Annotated in this window: 17 protein-coding genes; 7 read left to right on the top strand and 10 right to left on the bottom strand. The window is 69.8% G+C overall.

The genetic code is table 11. The annotated features are described in order from the left end of the window. Positions 1 to 57 precede the first annotated feature (57 nt). The 8 genes from ABTX24_RS20370 to ABTX24_RS20335 all read right to left on the bottom strand — a co-directional run bounded on the left by ABTX24_RS20370 (position 58) and on the right by ABTX24_RS20335 (position 7,895). A complete protein-coding gene (locus ABTX24_RS20370; protein ID WP_350842129.1) occupies positions 58 to 720 on the bottom strand; it encodes a TetR/AcrR family transcriptional regulator in 663 nt (220 codons plus the stop codon). 120 nt (positions 721 to 840) lie between these two features. Next, positions 841 to 1,764, bottom strand: coding sequence for an intradiol ring-cleavage dioxygenase (locus ABTX24_RS20365; RefSeq protein ID WP_350842127.1), 924 nt, complete (start codon positions 1,762 to 1,764; stop codon positions 841 to 843). A 103-nt stretch (positions 1,765 to 1,867) separates the two neighbouring features. After that, entirely contained in the window at positions 1,868 to 2,116 is a 249-nt protein-coding gene (locus ABTX24_RS20360; protein WP_160021941.1) for a zinc-ribbon domain-containing protein, read from the bottom strand. 21 nt (positions 2,117 to 2,137) lie between these two features. After that, positions 2,138 to 3,781: an amidohydrolase gene (locus tag ABTX24_RS20355; RefSeq protein WP_350842125.1), complete on the bottom strand. Its 1,644-nt coding sequence runs from the start codon at positions 3,779 to 3,781 to the stop codon at positions 2,138 to 2,140. Then, complete coding sequence (locus tag ABTX24_RS20350) at positions 3,781 to 4,614, bottom strand: ABC transporter permease (protein ID WP_160021945.1); 834 nt, start codon at positions 4,612 to 4,614, stop codon at positions 3,781 to 3,783. The genes ABTX24_RS20355 and ABTX24_RS20350 overlap by 1 nt, the downstream gene beginning before the upstream one ends. Beyond that, positions 4,611 to 5,555, bottom strand: coding sequence for an ABC transporter permease (locus ABTX24_RS20345; protein WP_350842123.1), 945 nt, complete (start codon positions 5,553 to 5,555; stop codon positions 4,611 to 4,613). The genes ABTX24_RS20350 and ABTX24_RS20345 overlap by 4 nt, the downstream gene beginning before the upstream one ends. Further along, complete coding sequence (locus ABTX24_RS20340; protein ID WP_350721019.1) at positions 5,548 to 6,756, bottom strand: polyamine ABC transporter substrate-binding protein; 1,209 nt, start codon at positions 6,754 to 6,756, stop codon at positions 5,548 to 5,550. The genes ABTX24_RS20345 and ABTX24_RS20340 overlap by 8 nt, the downstream gene beginning before the upstream one ends. Next, positions 6,753 to 7,895, bottom strand: a complete 1,143-nt coding sequence (locus ABTX24_RS20335) for an ABC transporter ATP-binding protein (RefSeq protein WP_350842121.1) — start codon at positions 7,893 to 7,895, stop codon at positions 6,753 to 6,755. The genes ABTX24_RS20340 and ABTX24_RS20335 overlap by 4 nt, the downstream gene beginning before the upstream one ends. A gap of 155 nt (positions 7,896 to 8,050) precedes the next feature. Between ABTX24_RS20335 and ABTX24_RS20330 the strand changes: the two genes are divergently transcribed. The 3 genes from ABTX24_RS20330 to ABTX24_RS20320 are packed head-to-tail and all read left to right on the top strand — an operon-like array spanning position 8,051 to position 10,288. After that, a complete protein-coding gene (locus ABTX24_RS20330) occupies positions 8,051 to 8,854 on the top strand; it encodes a Nif3-like dinuclear metal center hexameric protein (protein WP_160021953.1) in 804 nt (267 codons plus the stop codon). Between the two features lie 34 nt (positions 8,855 to 8,888). Continuing rightward, on the top strand, positions 8,889 to 9,605 hold the full coding sequence (locus tag ABTX24_RS20325; protein ID WP_350721025.1) for a zinc ribbon domain-containing protein: 717 nt from the start codon (positions 8,889 to 8,891) through the stop codon (positions 9,603 to 9,605). Continuing rightward, positions 9,602 to 10,288 carry a histidine phosphatase family protein gene (locus ABTX24_RS20320; RefSeq protein ID WP_350842119.1) on the top strand — a complete coding sequence of 229 codons (687 nt, stop codon included), beginning with the start codon at positions 9,602 to 9,604 and terminating at the stop codon, positions 10,286 to 10,288. Before ABTX24_RS20325 ends, ABTX24_RS20320 begins: the two co-directional genes overlap by 4 nt. A 103-nt stretch (positions 10,289 to 10,391) precedes the next feature. Here ABTX24_RS20320 and yaaA read toward each other — a convergent pair whose 3' ends face one another. Further along, a complete protein-coding gene (gene yaaA / locus ABTX24_RS20315; RefSeq protein WP_350842117.1) occupies positions 10,392 to 11,168 on the bottom strand; it encodes a peroxide stress protein YaaA in 777 nt (258 codons plus the stop codon). Positions 11,169 to 11,269: 101 nt separating this feature from the next. Here yaaA and ABTX24_RS20310 point away from each other — a divergent pair, with 101 nt between their 5' ends. Both ABTX24_RS20310 and ABTX24_RS20305 read left to right on the top strand, forming a co-directional pair. Continuing rightward, the gene (locus tag ABTX24_RS20310) at positions 11,270 to 11,590 is read left to right on the top strand and encodes a hypothetical protein (RefSeq protein ID WP_160021960.1); all 321 of its coding nucleotides are present in this window, start codon (positions 11,270 to 11,272) and stop codon (positions 11,588 to 11,590) included. Between the two features lie 17 nt (positions 11,591 to 11,607). Beyond that, entirely contained in the window at positions 11,608 to 13,071 is a 1,464-nt protein-coding gene (locus ABTX24_RS20305) for an RNB domain-containing ribonuclease (protein WP_350842115.1), read from the top strand. Between the two features lie 19 nt (positions 13,072 to 13,090). Here ABTX24_RS20305 and ABTX24_RS20300 read toward each other — a convergent pair whose 3' ends face one another. Then, positions 13,091 to 14,023, bottom strand: a complete 933-nt coding sequence (locus ABTX24_RS20300) for a TauD/TfdA dioxygenase family protein (protein ID WP_160021962.1) — start codon at positions 14,021 to 14,023, stop codon at positions 13,091 to 13,093. 140 nt (positions 14,024 to 14,163) lie between these two features. On the opposite strand from ABTX24_RS20300, the gene ABTX24_RS20295 reads away from it, so the two are divergent. Then, complete coding sequence (locus ABTX24_RS20295; RefSeq protein WP_160021964.1) at positions 14,164 to 15,447, top strand: hydroxyacid-oxoacid transhydrogenase; 1,284 nt, start codon at positions 14,164 to 14,166, stop codon at positions 15,445 to 15,447. Between the two features lie 70 nt (positions 15,448 to 15,517). Beyond that, positions 15,518 to 16,729: a multidrug effflux MFS transporter gene (locus ABTX24_RS20290; RefSeq protein WP_350842113.1), complete on the top strand. Its 1,212-nt coding sequence runs from the start codon at positions 15,518 to 15,520 to the stop codon at positions 16,727 to 16,729. Positions 16,730 to 16,896: the final 167 nt, after the last annotated feature.

The raw sequence follows: 16,896 nt of genomic DNA, 5'->3' as shown, positions 1-16,896 counted from the left end.
TTGGAGTCGGACTCCAGTTAACTCGTTCTGACCCGTTCCGCCAAGTCCCGCTGTCCGTCAGGATGAAGGCGGAGCCTTGATCAGACCCTCGAGCAACACCAGGCCGGCCTCGATCACGGCCAGCTCGACGCGGTCAGGCTCCAGCGCCAGTGCGTCCCGGCGCAACGCCAGTGCGGCCACCCCGTTCCAGGACCCGAAGAGGAAGTAGGACAACAGCTCCGGATCCACTGCCCGGATCGCGCCGGAGTCCACCGCATCACGGATGCTCTGCTCGAACTCGCCCCGCAGCTCGCTGAACCGCTCGACGACCAGATCCTCCACCGCCGACCCGGGGCCGCGTTCGCCGGTGACCATCAGGTACTTCACGACCGTCGGGTGCTCCAGCAGCAGCTTCAGGTAGGCCGACCCGACGCCGGCGAAGCGCTCGAGCGGCGTGGTCTGCGCGGCGTAGGCCGACCGGAGGGTCTCGGTGGCCACCGTCAGCACTCGCTCGGTGACGGCTGCCATCAGCCCGTCCTTGGTGCCGAAGTGCACGTAGACCGACGCCGGGGAGATCCCCGCCAGGGCGGCGACGTCTTCGATCCTGATCTCCTCAGGGGCATGCTGCGACAACATTTGCTCGGCGGCCTCGAGCACCCGGGCGCGGGTTCGCTCCCGTCGACGCGTCCCGCGCGCCGCGGCGTCGCCGGCCTGATCCTTCGGCTTCTGGGCGTCGTTCACCCGATCAGGGTAGGGCGCAGGCCGCGTCGCCATCCGGAGGTGGGTGCGCGCGGCCGACCTTCTGCTCGACCAGGGATCTGGTGGGACAGTTGCGCCGACTCGGCCGGTTCTGGCGGGGCATCAGCGCCGAGTCGGGGGCGCGGCGCCCATGGCTGCCTCGGTGGTGGTGTCGACGGCGACGGCGAGCGAGCCCCTGTAGCCGGCGCTCGGGCTGCCGGTGAACGTGCCCATCTCCAGGTCGTAGCCGTCGCTGAAGACGTTGTCGGTGTCGAGGCTGACCCTCGCGAGGTTGTCGGCCGAGCCCTCGTAGGCGTCGTCCTGGTAGACCTTGCTCAGCATCTTCTCCGGGAAGGCGACCTGCGAGGTCGCGATCGCGTTCTCGCCGGTCGTGGCCGAGTCGGCGTCGGGGTAGACCTCGAAGTGCATGTGCGTCCAGCGGCCGTCGTAGCAGCCCGGGACGATGGTCTTGAAGGTCACCTGGCCCTTGGCGTCGGCGACCTGGACCCCGCGGAGGTACGTCTCGTCCTCGACGCCTTCGGAGTACATCGAGTAGCGGCCCTCGGCGTCGCACTGCCACAGGTAGACCGCGACCCCCTCGAACGGCACGTCGGCGTTGGCCATGTCGGTCACGGTGAAGGTGAAGGTGAGCGGCACACCGTCGACGGTGGTGCCGCCGTCGAGGCTGGAGGTGATGTCGCTGCGTACGATCCCGGACTCGGTCAGCACGTTGGTGCCGTTGGTGCCGTCGGCCGGGTAGGGGCCGTTGGTCTCCTGCGGGATCTCGCCGTCGGCGGTCGTGGAGGTGGTGGCGGCGGAGCCGCCCGTGGAGGTGCTGGAGGAGCCCGAGGAGCCCGCCCCACAGGCGGCCAGGGCGGCCGCTCCGACCCCGACCCCGACGAGCCCGAGGACCCGGCGGCGGGTCAGCAGCGTCGAGATGTCGAAGCCGGCGCCCTGGTCGACCACCTCCTCCTCCGGGCGGGCCAGCAGGCGGCCCTCATAGGCCGGGCCTTCAGGGGTGTTCTCGGGTTCGGGTACGCGGCTCATCTGGTTCTCCTCGACGTCGGTCCTGGTGCGTTGACCTGACTCTGACGTCCGGATCCGTGAGGACCTCCTGCCCCGGCTGTGGGGTTCCTGTGAAAGCCGAGGATCAGCCGAGGCTCGGACGCGGGGCGGACTGGAGCTGGTCCGCCTGCTCCTTGGACAGCTTCGAGGCGTAGCCGCAGTAGGTGCAGTCCATCCGGCGCGACTTGCTCACCGGGAAGAGCGGGATGAAGAAGAGCGTGAACTTGTTGACGACCTCGAACAGGCGATGGGCTGCCTGCTGGCGGCAGTGTGGGCAGACCAGCGAGAGCGTGGCCAGCAGTCGCGTGTAGGTCTTGAGCCCGAAGATGATCATGCCGACGAGTCTTGCACGCGGTCAGCGCCGATGGACCTCGCGACCGTCCGCGTACGTGTGGGTGACCCGGGTCCGGGCGAGGACGGTCGTGTCCTCGCCGAGGATGTCGTGGTCGACGACAACCAGGTCGGCCGCGTACCCGGTCTCGATCCGGCCCGTGGACCCTTCGAGACGGTTCAGGTAGGCGGTGCCGGTGGTGTAGCCGGCGAGGGCCTCGGCGACCGGCAGCGCCTCCTCGGGCAGCAACGGGGTGGCGTCGGCGGGCTGGTCGGGGGAGCGGCGGTTGACCGCGACGTGCATGCCGAGCAGCGGCGCCGGGTCGGAGACCGGCCAGTCGCTGCCGCACGCGATCCGGGCACCCGTACGCAGCAGCGACCCGAACACATACTGCTGGCCCCGCGCCGCCGGTGACAGGAACGGCAGGGTCAGCACCTCCACTGCCTCGTCCAGGCAGGCCCACAGCGGCTGGATGTTGGCGGTGACCTCGAGCGCGGCGAACCGAGGGACGTCGGATGCCGCGACGACCTGGACGTGGGCCAGATGGTGCCGCAGCCCGGTGGCCCCGTTGGTCGCCCGCGCGTGCTCGATCGCGTCCAGGCTGTCGCGGACCGCCCGGTCCCCGAGCGCGTGGATGTGCGCCTGGAACCCGTTGGCGTCCAGCGCCGCGACGTACGTCGCCAGAGCGTCGGCCGGGATGAAGGAGAGCCCGCGGTTGTCGGTGAGATCACCGTGGGAGTCGAGGTAGGGGTCGAGCATGGCGGCCGTGTGCGTCTCGCAGACGCCGTCCTGCATCAGCTTCACGCTGGCCGCGTCCAGCCCTGCCTGTGCGGCACGAGCGCGGCGCGAGATCAGCTCAGGGAGCTGCTCCAGGCCTCGGTCCCGGTCCCACCACTGGGCGAGGACGACCTTCGCGGTGAGCGCGCCGGACTCGTTGGCGGCGATGTAGGTCGGCAGCGAGTCGGGCATGCCGAGCCCGTCGCCGACCAGCGCGTCCTGCCAGCCCACGATGCCGACGGAGTGGAGATGGCGCTGTGCGGTGAGCAGCGCCTCGGTCAGGTCGCGCGAGGTCGGGGCGGGGACCAGCGAGCCGACCAGCGCCATCGCCCCCTCGTGCAGCGCACCGGTGGGCCGGCCGGCGGAGTCGCGCTCGATGCGCCCGTCGGCGGGGTCTGGCGTGCCGGCGTCGATGCCGGCGATCTCGAGCGCGCGGCTGTTCACCCAGGCGGAGTGGTGGTCGCGGTTGGGCAGGAAGACCGGCCGGTCGGGAAGCAGGCGATCCAGAGGCGACGCGGTCGGCACGCCTCCCGGGAAGGAGTCCATCGACCAGCCACCGCCGGTGACCCAGGTGCGTCCCGGGTCGGCCGCGGCGTAGGAGCCGATGGCGTCCAGGTAGCCCTCGAGGGTCGAGAGCCCGGTCAGGTCGCACTGGTTCATCTCCAGCCCGGCCTGGATCGGGTGCACATGGGAGTCGTGGAAGGCGGGCAGGACCCATCGGCCGTCGAGCTCCTCGACCACCGTCTCGGGGCCGGCCAGAGCGTCGAGCTCCGCGCCGATGGCCGCGATTCGGCCGTCGCGCACGGCCAGCGAAACTTCCTCCCACCGGCCCTTGCGCAGCACGCGGCCACCTCGCAGCAGCACGTCCGCTGCGAGGGCGCCAGAGCCCATCAGTTGACGGCCATGGTGTCGGTGACCGAGGAGCCCGAGCGCTTGAGCACGAGCGCCACCAGGCCGAGGACCAGGAGCGTGAAGACCAGCAGGATCGTGGAGACCGCGGCGATCTCGGGCTTGAGACCGGAGCGGACCGAGGAGAGCACGTAGACCGGCCACGAGGTCGTGCCGGAGACGTTGATGAACGAGGAGATCACCGTGTTGTCGAGGCTCAGCGTGAAGGCCAGCAGCCCACCGGCGAGCACGGCCGGTCCGACGAGAGGGATCGTGACCTTGAAGAACGTCGCCACCGGCCGCGCATACAGGTCCGCCGAGGCCTCCTCCAGCGACGCGTCCAGCCCGACGAGGCGGGCCCGGACGATGTAGGTGACGACCGCGGTCGCGAAGAGCGAGTGGCCGACCACGAGGCGTACGTAGCCGTTGTTGAACGGCAGCAGCGACCAGTCCTGCCCGAGCGTCACGAACCAGGGGAGCAGCGCGATGCCGTCGACGATCTCGGGCGTCACCGAGACGAGCAGCAACAGCAGCGTGAACGGGCCCGCCCAGCGGCCCGGGAACCGGGCCATCGCCATCCCGGCCAGGGTGCCGAGCACGCTCGCCAGGAGGGCGGCGACGACGGCGGTCTGCAGGGAGACGGCGACGGTGTGGCGTACGGTCGGGCGCTCGATGATCGCCGTGAACGGCTCCAGGCTGAAGCCGTCCCAGGCGGTGAGCAGTCGGCCGCCGTTGAAGGAGTAGATGCCGATCACGATGATCGGGGCGAAGAGGAAGAGGAAGACCAGGGTCGTCCACGCGCCGAGCGCGAGATTGGTGCCGGAGGGTCTGCTCATGCGGTCACCACCTCCTTGGTGTGCAGCCTCGTGTCCGGAGGCGGGACGGTTCCGATGACCAGCTTGCTGCGCCTGTGCAGGAGCCATCCCACGGCCCACATCAGCGTGATGGCCAGGACGACGATGAGCATGGTGAGCAGGATGAGGACGACGGCCATGGCCGAGCCCAGTGCCCAGTTCTGCGCGGTCAGGAACTGGCTGGCGATCAGGGACCCGACCATCGTGCCCTTCGCGCCGCCGAGGACCGCCGGGGTGACGTAGTCGCCCATCATCGGGATGAAGACCAGGACGATGCCGGCGATGATCCCGGGCCGCGCCAACGGCAGGGTGACCTGGAAGAACGTCCGCACCCGGTCGGCGCCGAGATCCTTGGACGCCTCACCGAGGGCGTTGTCGACGCGGTCGAAGGCGACGTACATCGGCAGGATCATCAGCGGCAGATAGTTGTAGATCAGACCCAGCAGCACCGCACCGCGGGTGTTGAGCAGGTCGTGCGGGTCGGCGACCAGGCCGACGTCGGTCAGGAACCCGGCCAGCGCTCCCTCCGAGGACAGGATCACCTTCCAGCCGATCGTCCGGATCAGGAAGGAGGTCCAGTACGGGACCATCACCAGGGCGACCAGCAGCCCGCGGCGGTGTGCGGGGACCTTCACCGCCATGAAGTACGCAGCCGGCAACGCGATCAGCAGGCAGGCGATTGTGCCCAGCACGCTCATCCACAGCGTCGCCCGGAAGATCGTGAAGAAGGTCGGGCTGAACGCCTCGGCGTAGCGGTCCAGCGACATCACCGCGTTGCTGTGGGTGCCGAACATCCCGGGCTTCTCGCCGAAGCTGAACCAGGCGATCTGCAGGAACGGCACCACGAAGAAGACCGTCAGCCACAGCCACGCCGGGACGGCGAGGACGAAACCCGGGAGGCGCTTCGCCGCTCGGTCACGCACTGGCGGCGGCCTTCAGCTTGTCGTAGACCTCCGTACGCCGGTCCTGAGCCTCGTTGACGGCACCGTTCTTCATGGTCGCGAGCTGCTCGTCGGTGAAGAAGATCATCTCGGGCAGCTCGACCTTGCGCTCCTTGGCCATCTCCTCGATGCCGAGCGCGCCGGTGTTGTAGCCGATGTAGTCCATCTCCAGGAACGAGTTCTCCGGCTCCAGCACGTAGTCGAGGAACGCGTGCGCGGCCTCGGGGTGGGGCGCGCCGGTCGGGATGCACCAGTTGTCCATCCACAGCTCGGTCGTCGGGCCGGGCAGGACCCACTTCCAGCGGTCGGGCTGCTTGTGCTCGAGGATCCCGAGGCGGGAGTCGCCGTTCCAGTTCTGCATCAGCGCGAAGGTGTTCTGCTGCATCGCGCCGGTGGCCGGGTAGGAGTCGAAGCCGGCGATGTGCGGCGCCCACTTCTCGACCGCCTCGGCCTCGTAGGCGTCGTAGTCGGCCATGTCCTCGGTGTTCCAGTCGATGTCGTTGGCCCAGAAGTAGAGGCCGGAGACACCCTGCGGGTCGTCGAGCAGCGAGGTCTTGCCCGAGGCCTCGTTCTGCATCGCGTCGATGAAGTCGTTCCACGTCGCCAGGTCGCGCTTGATCACGGTGGTGTCGTAGACGAAACCGGTGGTGCCCCAGCACTTGCACACCGAGTATTCGTTCTCCGGGTCCCAGTCCTGGCCGAGGAACTTCGGGTCGACCTTGGCCATGTTGGGGATCAGGTCCTTGTTGAGCGGGACGATGATCTCGTTCTCGATCAGCTGCGGGATGTAGACCCCGGTCGGCACGACGATGTCGTAGCCGCTGGTGCCCTCGGCCGCGACCAGCTTCGAGATCAGCTCCTCGTTGGAGCCGTAGGAGTCGAGCGTCACCTTCGGGCCGGTCTTGCTGAACGCGTCGATCACCTCGGGGGAGTCGTAGTCACCCCAGGTGTAGATCGACAGCGACTTCTCGACCGGTCCACCGGTCGCGCCGCCGCCGGGCTCGACGGCGCTGGACGCCCCGCCACCGCCGTCCGAGCCGCAGGCGCTCAGAGCGACGCCGGCACCGGCGAGAGCGGCCAGGCTCAGAAAGTGGCGCCGCGAGAGCTCCTGGCGGATCGCTCGCGCGCCGGCATGGCTGGCCAGGATCCGTACGTTGCCGTTCTTGTTGACAGGCTTGTTCACTGTGGGCTCCTAGCGGTGGACTGTTCGAGCGGGGTGTCGAGGGGGAAGAGACGTACGTCCTCGGCGGCCCAGCCGCAGAGGACCGGGTCGCCGGGGGAGAGCCGAGCGGCGCCGTGGGTGGGGCGGCGGATCAGCAGGCTGAGCTCGTCGGTGACCTTGACGAGGTACTGGATCACCTCGCCGAGAGGGGAGACCTGGAGGACCTCGCCGGCGACGGAGTTGAGGCCCTCGGTCACGGTCCCGGACTCGGCCCGGGGCTCGATCGAGATCATCTCGGGGCGGATCGCGGCCTGGTGGGCCTCGCCGGGCTTCCCGTCGGGCTTGGCGGGACCCTCGACGACCACGAAGGGGGTCTCGACGGTGGTGCCGTCGGCGCTGACCTCACCGTGCAGGAAGTTCTGCTGGCCGACGAAGCCGGCGACGTACGCGCTGGCGGGCTGGTTGTAGACGGTCTCGGCGTCGGCGAGCTGCTCGATCCGCCCGGCGCGCATGATCGCGATCCGGTCGCTCATCGCGAGCGCCTCGTGCTGGTCGTGGGTGACGAAGACGAAGGTGATCCCGAGGCGGGACTGGAGGAGCTTGAGCTCGAGCTGCATCTCCTCGCGCAGCTGGCGGTCCAGGGCGCCCAGCGGCTCGTCGAGGAGGAGGACGCCGGGGCGGTTGACCAGCGCCCGGGCGAGCGCCACCCGCTGCTGCTGGCCGCCGGAGAGCTGAGCCGGGCCGCGGTCGGCGTAGTCGAGCATCCGCACCATCCGCAGCGCCTCGACGACCCGTTCTCGGACCTCGGCCCTGGGTGTCTTGCGCTGCTGCAGGCCGTAGGCGACGTTCTCCGCGACGGACTTGTGCGGAAACAGCGCGTACGCCTGGAAGACCGTGTTCACGTCGCGCTGGTAGGGCGCGAGCCTGACCACGTCCTTGCCGCCGATGACGATGCTGCCCGAGTCGGGCTTCTCGAACCCGGCGATCATGCGTAGCGTCGTGGTCTTGCCGCAGCCCGAAGGACCGAGCAGCGAGATGAACTCGCCGGCCCGGATCTCCAGGTCCAGGCCGTCGACCGCCGTGGCCTGGCCATAGGTCTTGGTCAGGCCGGTGATGGTTACCGAGCCGGAGGTCTGGTCCGGGGTAGCTGTCGTGGTCATCGCTGCTCCAGTCGATTGTTCACTTAGCGCTGCATTCCACCACAAGATCCGGGGAAAAGTACGGAATCAGTTGTAAAAGAACGGTTACGAACTTGATTTCGTGTACGTCGCCGCCGCTGAGTGCGGCCCCGGTTCCGGGATCTAGGGTTTACCCCATGTCGACCCCGCCCACTCTGTCCACCGTCACCTCGTTGCTGGACGACTGGTACCCGCCCGCGACCGCCGACGAATGGGATGCTGTCGGGCTGGTCTGGGGCGAGCCCTCGCAGCCCGTCTCGAAGGTGCTTCTCGCCGTCGACCCGACCCTCCCGGTCGCCGAGGAGGCGGCCGCGTGGGGTGCGGACCTGGTCGTGGTCCATCATCCGCTGTTCCTGAAGGGTGTGCACGGCTTCGCCGCGACGACCCCCAAAGGGCGTACGCTCTCGACGCTGGTCTCCGCGCGGTGCGCGCTGCTCACCGCGCACACCAACGCCGACCAGGCTCTCGGCGGAGTCTCGGAGTCGTTGGCGCTCGCGCTCGGGCTGAGCTCGCTGCGGCCGCTGGTGCCGGGGCTGACCGAGGATGTCGGGACCGGCCGGGCCGGGACGGTGGCGCCGACCACGCTGGGCGCCTTCGCCGAGTCCGTGGCGGCCGCGCTGCCCGCGACCGCGGCCGGGATCCGGGTCGCCGGCGACCTCGACCGGCCGGTCTCCTCGGTGGCGCTGTGCGGAGGCGCGGGTGACTTCCTGCTCGATCAGGTGGCTGCGTACGACGTCTATGTGACCAGCGATCTGCGCCACCACCCGGCCTCGGAGTTCCTCGAGAAGGGCGGTGCGCTGATCGACATCCCGCACTGGGCGGCGGAGTGGACCTGGCTGCCAGTCCTGGCGAGGCGACTTCGGGAGGCATTCGGAGATACGGTGGAGACCCGGGTCTCGGAGATCGTCACCGACCCGTGGACCTTGATCGTGAATAGCTGAGGAGAATCCGCTGAAAGCCGACCCGTTCGCCCAGGTGAAGCTGCTCGACGTCTGTGAGCTGGACTCGCGTGCGCTCCAGCTGCGCCACCGCCGTGCGCACCTGCCGCAGGCCGCCGTCGTGGCGGAGCTGCAGGCATCGAAGAAGACCACCGACGATGCCGTACGCGACGCCCGGATCACGCGCGACGACCTCGAGCGGGTGCAGAAGAAGGCCGACGCCGACGTCGAGGCGGTCAAGACCCGCCGCCGGCGCGACCAGGAGCGGATGGACTCCGGGGCGATCAGCAGCGCCAAGGACCTCGAGCGCATGCAGCACGAGCTGGCCACCCTCGACCGCCGGATCTCGGTGCTCGAGGACGAGGAGCTCGAGGTCATGGAGCAGCTCGAGGAGGCTCAGACGGCCGTGACCCGGCTCGAGGCCGAGCTGGCCGAGATCACCGAGAAGCTCGCGGTCGCGGTCGACTCCGTTGATGTCGAGACCTCGAAGATCGACGGCGAGCTCGCCGCGGTCGCCGAGGAGCGGGCGCCCGCGCTCGAGGGCATCCCCGACGACCTGCTCGCCCTCTACTCGCGGCTCAGCGAGAAGATGGGTGTCGGCGCTGCCGAGCTGCGTGCCCGCCGCTGCGGCGGCTGCAACCTCCAGCTCGACCCCGCCGAGATCTCCCGCATCCGCGGGCTCGCTGCCGACGAGGTCGTGCGCTGCGAGGAGTGCTCCCGCATCCTGGTCCGCACCGCCGAGTCGGGGCTGTGACCGAGAAGACCGCGCGCGGGTGGGGAGCCGGCGCGGCGGCGACGACGCTGGTTCTCGTACGTCACGGGGTCACCAAGCACACCGCCGCCAAGGCGTTCTCCGGAGGCCTCGGCGGCGACAACCCGCCGCTGACCCAGGAAGGCCGCGAGCAGGTGATGCTCACCGCCGAGTGGCTCAAGCCGCTCGCGTCCTCGGTCTCGACCGTCGTGACCTCGCCGGTCCTGCGCACCGTCGAGACCGGTGAGCTCGTCGCCGGTGCGCTCGGTGCCCGGCTGGTCGAGGAGCCCGCGTTCGCCGAGATCGAGTTCGGGGAGTGGGAGGGGCTCACCTTCGGTGAGGTCGCCCAACGTTTCCCCGACGAGATGAAGGCGTGGATGGGGGCCACCGAGGTCGCGCCCCCGGGCGGTGAGTCCTTCGACTCCGCTCAGGCCCGCGTGCTCGACGGCCTCTCTCGGGTCCTCGAGGCCCACGCCGGCGAGACCGTCGTGGTCACCTCCCACGTCTCGCCGATCAAGCTGATCGTCGCCCACGCCCTGGGCGCCCCGATCGCCGGAGTCTTCAGCATGGAGCTCTCGCCCGCCTCCGTCACCGTCGTCTCGTTCTTCGCCGACGACCGCGCCTCGATGCGCCTCTTCAACGGTCTCCCCGTCTCCCGCGACCCCTTCGCCTCCGGCCTCTTCTGACGCCGAGTCGGCGCATCCTGACCTGATTTCTCGCCGAGTCGGCTCGTCAGGACGAGCCGACTCGGCGAGGTTTTCGGTCAGGACGAGCCGACTCGGCGCGGGGTCAGATCTCGGAGACGATGATGTCGAGCTGGGTGCCGGTCTTGGTGGCGGGGCCGGTCTCGACGGTCCAGCCGAGGTCGTGGAAGGCGTGGGCGAGCTTGGTGGGGGTGCGGGGGTTGGCGCCGGACTCGAGGAGGGCGCGGACGAGGCGGCCCTTGGTGGCCTTGTTGAAGTGGCTGACCACCTTGCGCTGGCCGTTGTGCTCGTGGAGGACACGGACGGTGGCGGTGCGGGCGGCAACGTCCTCTGGGCGCCAGAATGCGGCGTACGTCCCGGACCGCAGGTCCACGAGGAGGCCGTCGCCGAGGGCCTCGGACACGCCGGCGCCGAGGTGTGAGCGCCAGTGGGCCTGGACGCCGCCGATGCCGGGGAGGGTGGTGTCGCCCGAGAGGCGGTACGCCGGGATGCGGTCGGCGAGGCCGACGAGGCCGAACACGGAGCTGGTCACCATGACCCGGCTGGTCGCGCGGCGCTTGGCAGCCGGGGACAGGGTGGCGGGGGAGAGGGCGTCGTAGAGGACGCCGGTGTAGATCCGGTCGGCGCGGGCGGTGGGGGCATCGGCCAGCCCGGCGTTCAGGGTGACGAGCTCGGGCTGGGTCTTCGGGATGCCGAGGATGTCGACGGCCTCGTCCGGGCGCGTGGTGCAGAGCTCGACCAGCGCGTCGATGACCTTGGCTCGGGCCGGGTTGAGCCCCGGGAGGCGGAGGTCGTCGAGCGCGAGCGGGTTGCCGCGTACGGCCGCGGTCTTGCCCTCCGAGGGCGGCAGCAGGATCAGCACGGGACTATCGTGCCGCCCGGGGCCAGGATGGCCGAATCGAGGATTGGGTATCTTTCAAAGCGCCTGTGACCTGCGGGAACGTGCGAGCTTACGTTCCAGTCATGATCGTTCTGGCCGCCGAGTCCGCCTCCGGGCCCAACCTTGCCGGCTTCCTCGTCGTGATCATCATCGTCGGGCTGTTCTGGCTGATCCAGGATGTCTCGAAGAAGGCTCGGGCGCGCTCGGAGCACCTCCGGGCGAAGCGCTCGCTGACCTCCTCCCAGCGCCGGGCGGTGGCCAAGATCGACAGGACGGCGAAGGCGCACAGCAGGTCCACGAAGGGTCTGTGGGGGCAGTTCGACGCCTTCAAGGGCAACCCGAAGGCGTTCGGCAAGGAAGCCGCCGCGCTGCACAAGACGTACAAGGCTTCGAAGAAGAAGTAGCCACTACAGTTCTGGCCATGGGCTCCGCACGCATCATCCGGGTCGCCAGTGCCGACAACGGTGTCGCCGCCACCACGCTCCGCGATGGGATCGCCGCGCTCCAGGCCGAGCTGGGGGTGACCGCCGAGTTCCCGCCTGAGGTGGAGGAGGCGGCGGCCGCCGCCGCGGCCAACCCCAGGCTCCCGGAGCTCGACCGCACCGACCTGCCGTTCGTCACGATCGACCCCGAGACGTCGATGGACCTCGACCAGGCGCTTCACCTGGAGCGTGATGGCGACGGCTACGTGGTGCACTACGCGATCGCCGACGTGGCCGCCTTCGTGGCGCCCGGCGACCCGGTCGACCTGGAGGCCAACAGGCGCGGCGAGACGCTCTACGCCGCCGATGCGAAGATCCCGCTCCACCCCAAGGTGCTCTCCGAGGACGCCGCCTCGCTGCTCCCGGACCAGGTACGCCCCGCCCTGCTGTGGACCCACAGGCTCGACGCGACCGGCGAGGGGACCGACACCTTCGTCGAGCGCGCGCTGGTCAGGTCGCGCGCGAAGCTCTCCTACGAGGGCGTGCAGAAGATGTTCGACGGCGACGGGTTCGCCGAGACCGACTACGCCGACTCCCTCCAGCTGTTGAAGGAGATCGGCGAGAAGCGGATCGCCCTCGAGGCGGCCCGCGGCGGGGTCAACCTGCCGCTGCGCGACCAGGAGATCTCGGTCCAGGGCGATCAGTGGTCGCTGGAGTACCGCGACCTGCTCCCCGTCGAGGACTGGAACGCGCAGATCTCGCTGCTCACCGGCTTCGGGGCGGCCGACCTGATGGTCTACGCCCGTGTCGGGCTCCTCAGGACCCTTCCCGAACCCGACCCCCGAGACGTCCAGCGGCTGCACCGCACCGCTCGGGCGCTCGGGCTGGAGTGGCCGGCGGAGATGCTCTACCCCGACTTCATCCGCTCGCTCGACGGCAAGAACGGCAAGCACGCCGCGATGGCGATCGCGTGCACCCGGCTGCTGCGCGGGAGTGGGTACGCCTCGTTCAACGGCGAGCTGCCCGCGCTGACCGAGCACTCGGCGCTGGCGAACGAGTACATGCACGTGACGGCGCCGCTGCGCCGGCTGATCGACCGCTACGCCGGCGAGGTCTGCCTGGCGCTCTGCGCCGACCAGCCGGTCCCCGACTGGGTCACGAGCGCGTTCACCACCCTTCCGGAGACGATGCGTGCCTCCTCGCGCACCAGTGGTGCGTACGAGCGCGGCGTCGTCGACCTGGTCGAGGCCGGGGTGCTGCACGACCGGGTCGGAGAGACCTTCACCGCGGTGGTGGTCGAGATCGACGACGAGGACAAGCAGAAGGGCTCGATCACCGTCGAGGAGCCTGCCATCGAGGCCCGGGTCACCGGCGCGACGGCGCTCCCGCTCGGCGAGGAGGTCGAGGTACGCCTGGAGACGGCCGACGTCGTCGCCCGGAAGGTCGGCTTCACGCTCGCCTGACCTCCCGGACGTACGTCGGTCAGGAGATCAGCTCGTCGAGGCGGTTGTAGACCTCGGCGGAGCCCTCGAGCACCCGGCTGTGCTCGCCCTCGATGGAGACGGGTACGTCCCCCTGGACGGTGATGCGCCGCACCTCGCGTGGCAGCTCGTCGAAGTCGGCGACGGCGTAGTGCTGGGTGGCGCGGTTGTCCCAGATCGCGACGTCGCCCTGCTGCCAGTGCCACCGGACGGTGTTCTCCAGGGCGGTGACCCGGTCCTGGAGGAGGTTGAAGAGGATCGCGCTCTCCTTCTGGTTCAGGCCGGTGAAGTGCTTGACGAAGTGGCCCAGGACGAGCGCGCGCTCGCCGGTCTCGGGGTGGATCCGGACCGCCGGGTGCTCGGTCCGGTAGATCGTGGAGACGAACTCCTCGCGCTTGCGCGCGGCCACGTCGTCGGTGGAGTCGGCCTGGTCGGGGCGTACGTAGTCGTAGTCGTTGGAGTGGACCGCCCACAGGTTGTCGACCAGCGCCTTGAGCTGGGGGTGGAGCCGCTCGTAGGCGGTGACGGTGTTGGCCCAGACGGTGTTGCCGCCGTACTCGGGGATCTCCGCACCGCGCAGGATCGAGAACGCCGGCGGCCGGTCGACGAAGGTGACGTCGGTGTGCCAGGAGTTGGCGGCCATGCCGCGGTTGGCCTTGAGGGTCAGGACGCGGGCGCTGCCGGTGTTCACGGTCGGGTGGGCGGTCGTCAGCGGACCCAGACGCTCGCCGAACGCGATCTGCGCGCGGTCGTCGAGATGGTCCTGGCCGCGGAAGAAGACGACCTTGTTCGTCAGGACGGCGGACCGGATCTCGGCGATCGTCTCGGCGGGGAGGTCGCCGGAGAGGGTGACGCCGTCGATTCGGGCGCCGATCCGGCCGCCGACCTTGTGGACGGTGAGCTCGTTGACGGGGGATGCTTCGGTGATGGTCATGGGTGGTCTCCTCTGATGGCGTCGGCTTGATCTGAATAAAGTCTAGTGAAATACATGACTTAAGACCACGGGTGTCTCACGAGACGTTTGGGCACTCCGACCGGTGATGCGAGTGGCAGCCGGTCGATATCGTGCGCCTCATGACGCACGCCACACCTGAGACCGTGTTCACCTATGGCTCCCCGCAGCTCAAGTTCGGCACCGGCGCCTCGGCCGAGATCGGCTACGACCTCGCGTCGCTGGGCGCCCGCCGCGCCCTCGTGGTGACCGATCCCGGCATCTCCGCGACCGGGCTGCCGCAGCGCGTGGCCGAGCAGATGAAGGCGTACGACGTCACTGCCGTCGTCTTCGACGGCGTCCATGTCGAGCCGACCGACGAGAGCATGCGCGAGGCGGTCGAGTTCGCCCGCGAGCACGGGCCGTTCGACGCGATCGTGGCGGTCGGGGGCGGGTCGAGCATCGACACCGCGAAGGCGGTCAACCTGCTGACCACCAACGACGGCGACCTGATGGACTACCTCAACGCGCCGGTGGGTCGCGGGCTCGCGCCGGCCAACCCGCTGCTGCCCCTGGTCGCGGTGCCGACCACCACCGGCACCGGTGCGGAGTCGACGACCGTGTGCGTGCTCGACGTGCTGTCGCTCAAGGTGAAGACCGGGATCTCGCACGCGCGCCTGCGCCCCACGCTGGCCGTCGTCGATCCCGACCTGATGATGACCCAGCCCGCCGGGGTGACCGCCGCCTCCGGGATGGACATCCTGTGCCACGCGCTGGAGAGCTACACGGCGCGCCCCTACACCTCCTACGATCGCAAGTCGCCCGATCAGCGTGTTCCCTACTGCGGCGCCAACCCGATCTCCGACATGTGGTCGGAGAAGGGGCTGTCGCTGCTGGCGGGCTCGTTCCGGCAGGCGGTCGCGCACGGCGACGACACGCTCGCACGCGGTGACATGGCGTTCGCGGCGACCTTCGCGGGTCTGGGCTTCGGCAACGCCGGCGTGCACATCCCGCACGCCTGCGCCTACCCGATCGCCGGGCGGGTGCGCGACTTCCACCCCAAGGACTACCCCGGCGACGAGGCGCTGGTGCCGCACGGGATGGCCGTCTCGCTGACCGCTCCGGAGGCCTTCCGCTACACCTTCGACGCCGCCCCCGAGCGGCACCTGCGTGCGGCCCGGCTGCTGGCACCCGGCTTCGACGAGTCTCAGGAGGAGCCGCGCGACCTGCTGCCCCGGGTGCTGAGCGACCTGATGCGGGACATCGGCATCCCGGCCGGGATCGGCGAGGTCGGCTACGTCGCCGGCGATATCCCCGACCTGGTCGAAGGGGCGCTCAAGCAGCAGCGGCTGCTCGCCACCGCGCCGAAGCAGCCGTCGGCGGAGGACCTGACCGGGATCTTCGAGAGGTCCATCACGCTCTGGTGAGGAATGTCCGGCGGGACTTCGGCGTTCGGTTGGTTGTCTTCTTCAACCAAACTCTCCGGAGGTTCACTCGGTGACGTCAGTCCCGCCGCGGCTCTTGCTCGCGCTCGCCCTGCTCTCGGCATCCGCGCCGTTGGCGATCGACTTCTACCTACCGTCCTTCCCGCAGATCGGCAGCGATCTGGGGGCCGCGGCGAGCAACGTCCAGCTCACCCTCACCGCCTTCCTGATCGGGCTCGCGCTCGGACAGATCGCCTGGGGGCCGATCTCCGACCGCTTCGGACGGCTCAAGCCGCTGCTGATCGGGTCGGTCGTTGCCGCCGCGGCCGGTGTGCTGGCCGCCCTGGCACCCACCGTCGAGCTGCTGATCACGGCCCGCTTCATCCAGGCGCTCGCCGCCGCGGCGGGGATCGTGATGGCACGGGCGATCGTGGCCGACGTACTCCACGGCTTTGCCGCCGCGCGGGCGATGTCGATCATGATGTCGATCAGCGGGATCGCGCCGATCCTGGCCCCGGTGATCGGCGGCGCCCTCGCCGGGTTCGTGCCGTGGCGCGGGGTGCTCGGCATCGTGGCCGCGATCGCCGTCGCGCAGGTCGTCGTCGTGATGCTGGCGATCCGCGAGTCGCTCCCCGTCGAGCGCCGCAGCCGCCGGGTCGAGTACGCCGACCTCGGCCGTCTCCTCGCCAAGCCCGCCTTCCTCGGCTACACGCTGACGCAGTCGCTCACGTTCGCCACCCTGATGACGTACGTCTCCTCCTCCTCGTTCCTCTACCAATCGGTGATCGGCACCTCGGCGGCGGTCTACGGCATCGGGTTCGCGGTCAACGCCGCTTTCCTGACGGTCGCCGGGCTCTTCTCGGCGCGGTTGGCCAAGCGGCAGGTGCACCCGGCGCAGATCATCCGGTCGGCGCAGCCGGTGCTCGCCATCGGCGCACTGTTCGTGCTCGTCGTCGCGCTGCTGCCGGTGCCGAAGGCGCTCATCCTGCTGCCGATCCTGGTCGTCACCACCTGCGTCGGCCTGATCATGGGCAACACCGGCGCTCTCGCCATCGAGCAGGCCCGTCCCTCGGTCGGCGCCGGCTCGGCGCTGATGGGCGGGATCATGTTCCTCGGCGGCGGCCTCGCCTCCCCGCTCGGCGCCGTCGCCGGCGAGCACACCGCGGTTCCGCTGGCGATCACCATGGTCGTCACCTCGGTCCTCGGCGCCGTCGCGTTCACCCTCGCCCGCCGCTCCGTAGCCCGCAACCCGGAGTCCGAGGCGGCCTTCGCGACCGCCGCCTAGCAACCCTGCCGAGGCGTCGGCGCCGTCGGCTGAAACGTCACTCAGGTCGGCCGAGTGGGCACGGGGGTGCCCTCGATGAACTGCGGGAGCAGCTCGATGGCGATGGGTGCCGCGGCGTCGATCTTCTCCTGCGGCACGTCGCAGATCCGCAGGCAGGTGGCGGCGAT

The organism is Nocardioides sp. NPDC127514 (genome assembly GCF_040302125.1).
Taxonomy (GTDB): domain Bacteria; phylum Actinomycetota; class Actinomycetes; order Propionibacteriales; family Nocardioidaceae; genus Nocardioides.
Note: the sequence above shows the minus strand (reverse complement) of the source record. Positions and strands in the feature narration are given on the sequence as shown.

Bases quoted from the DNA above. Each gene is read 5' to 3' on its own strand.
- ABTX24_RS20365 (WP_350842127.1), bottom strand. From the start codon at position 1,764: ATGAGCCGCGTACCCGAACCCGAGAACACCCCTGAAGGCCCGGCCTAT.
- ABTX24_RS20360 (WP_160021941.1), bottom strand. From the start codon at position 2,116: ATGATCATCTTCGGGCTCAAGACCTACACGCGACTGCTGGCCACGCTC.
- ABTX24_RS20355 (WP_350842125.1), bottom strand. From the start codon at position 3,781: ATGGGCTCTGGCGCCCTCGCAGCGGACGTGCTGCTGCGAGGTGGCCGC.
- ABTX24_RS20350 (WP_160021945.1), bottom strand. From the start codon at position 4,614: ATGAGCAGACCCTCCGGCACCAATCTCGCGCTCGGCGCGTGGACGACC.
- ABTX24_RS20335 (WP_350842121.1), bottom strand. From the start codon at position 7,895: ATGACCACGACAGCTACCCCGGACCAGACCTCCGGCTCGGTAACCATC.
- ABTX24_RS20330 (WP_160021953.1), top strand. From the start codon at position 8,051: ATGTCGACCCCGCCCACTCTGTCCACCGTCACCTCGTTGCTGGACGAC.
- ABTX24_RS20310 (WP_160021960.1), top strand. From the start codon at position 11,270: ATGATCGTTCTGGCCGCCGAGTCCGCCTCCGGGCCCAACCTTGCCGGC.
- ABTX24_RS20305 (WP_350842115.1), top strand. From the start codon at position 11,608: ATGGGCTCCGCACGCATCATCCGGGTCGCCAGTGCCGACAACGGTGTC.
- ABTX24_RS20300 (WP_160021962.1), bottom strand. From the start codon at position 14,023: ATGACCATCACCGAAGCATCCCCCGTCAACGAGCTCACCGTCCACAAG.
- ABTX24_RS20295 (WP_160021964.1), top strand. From the start codon at position 14,164: ATGACGCACGCCACACCTGAGACCGTGTTCACCTATGGCTCCCCGCAG.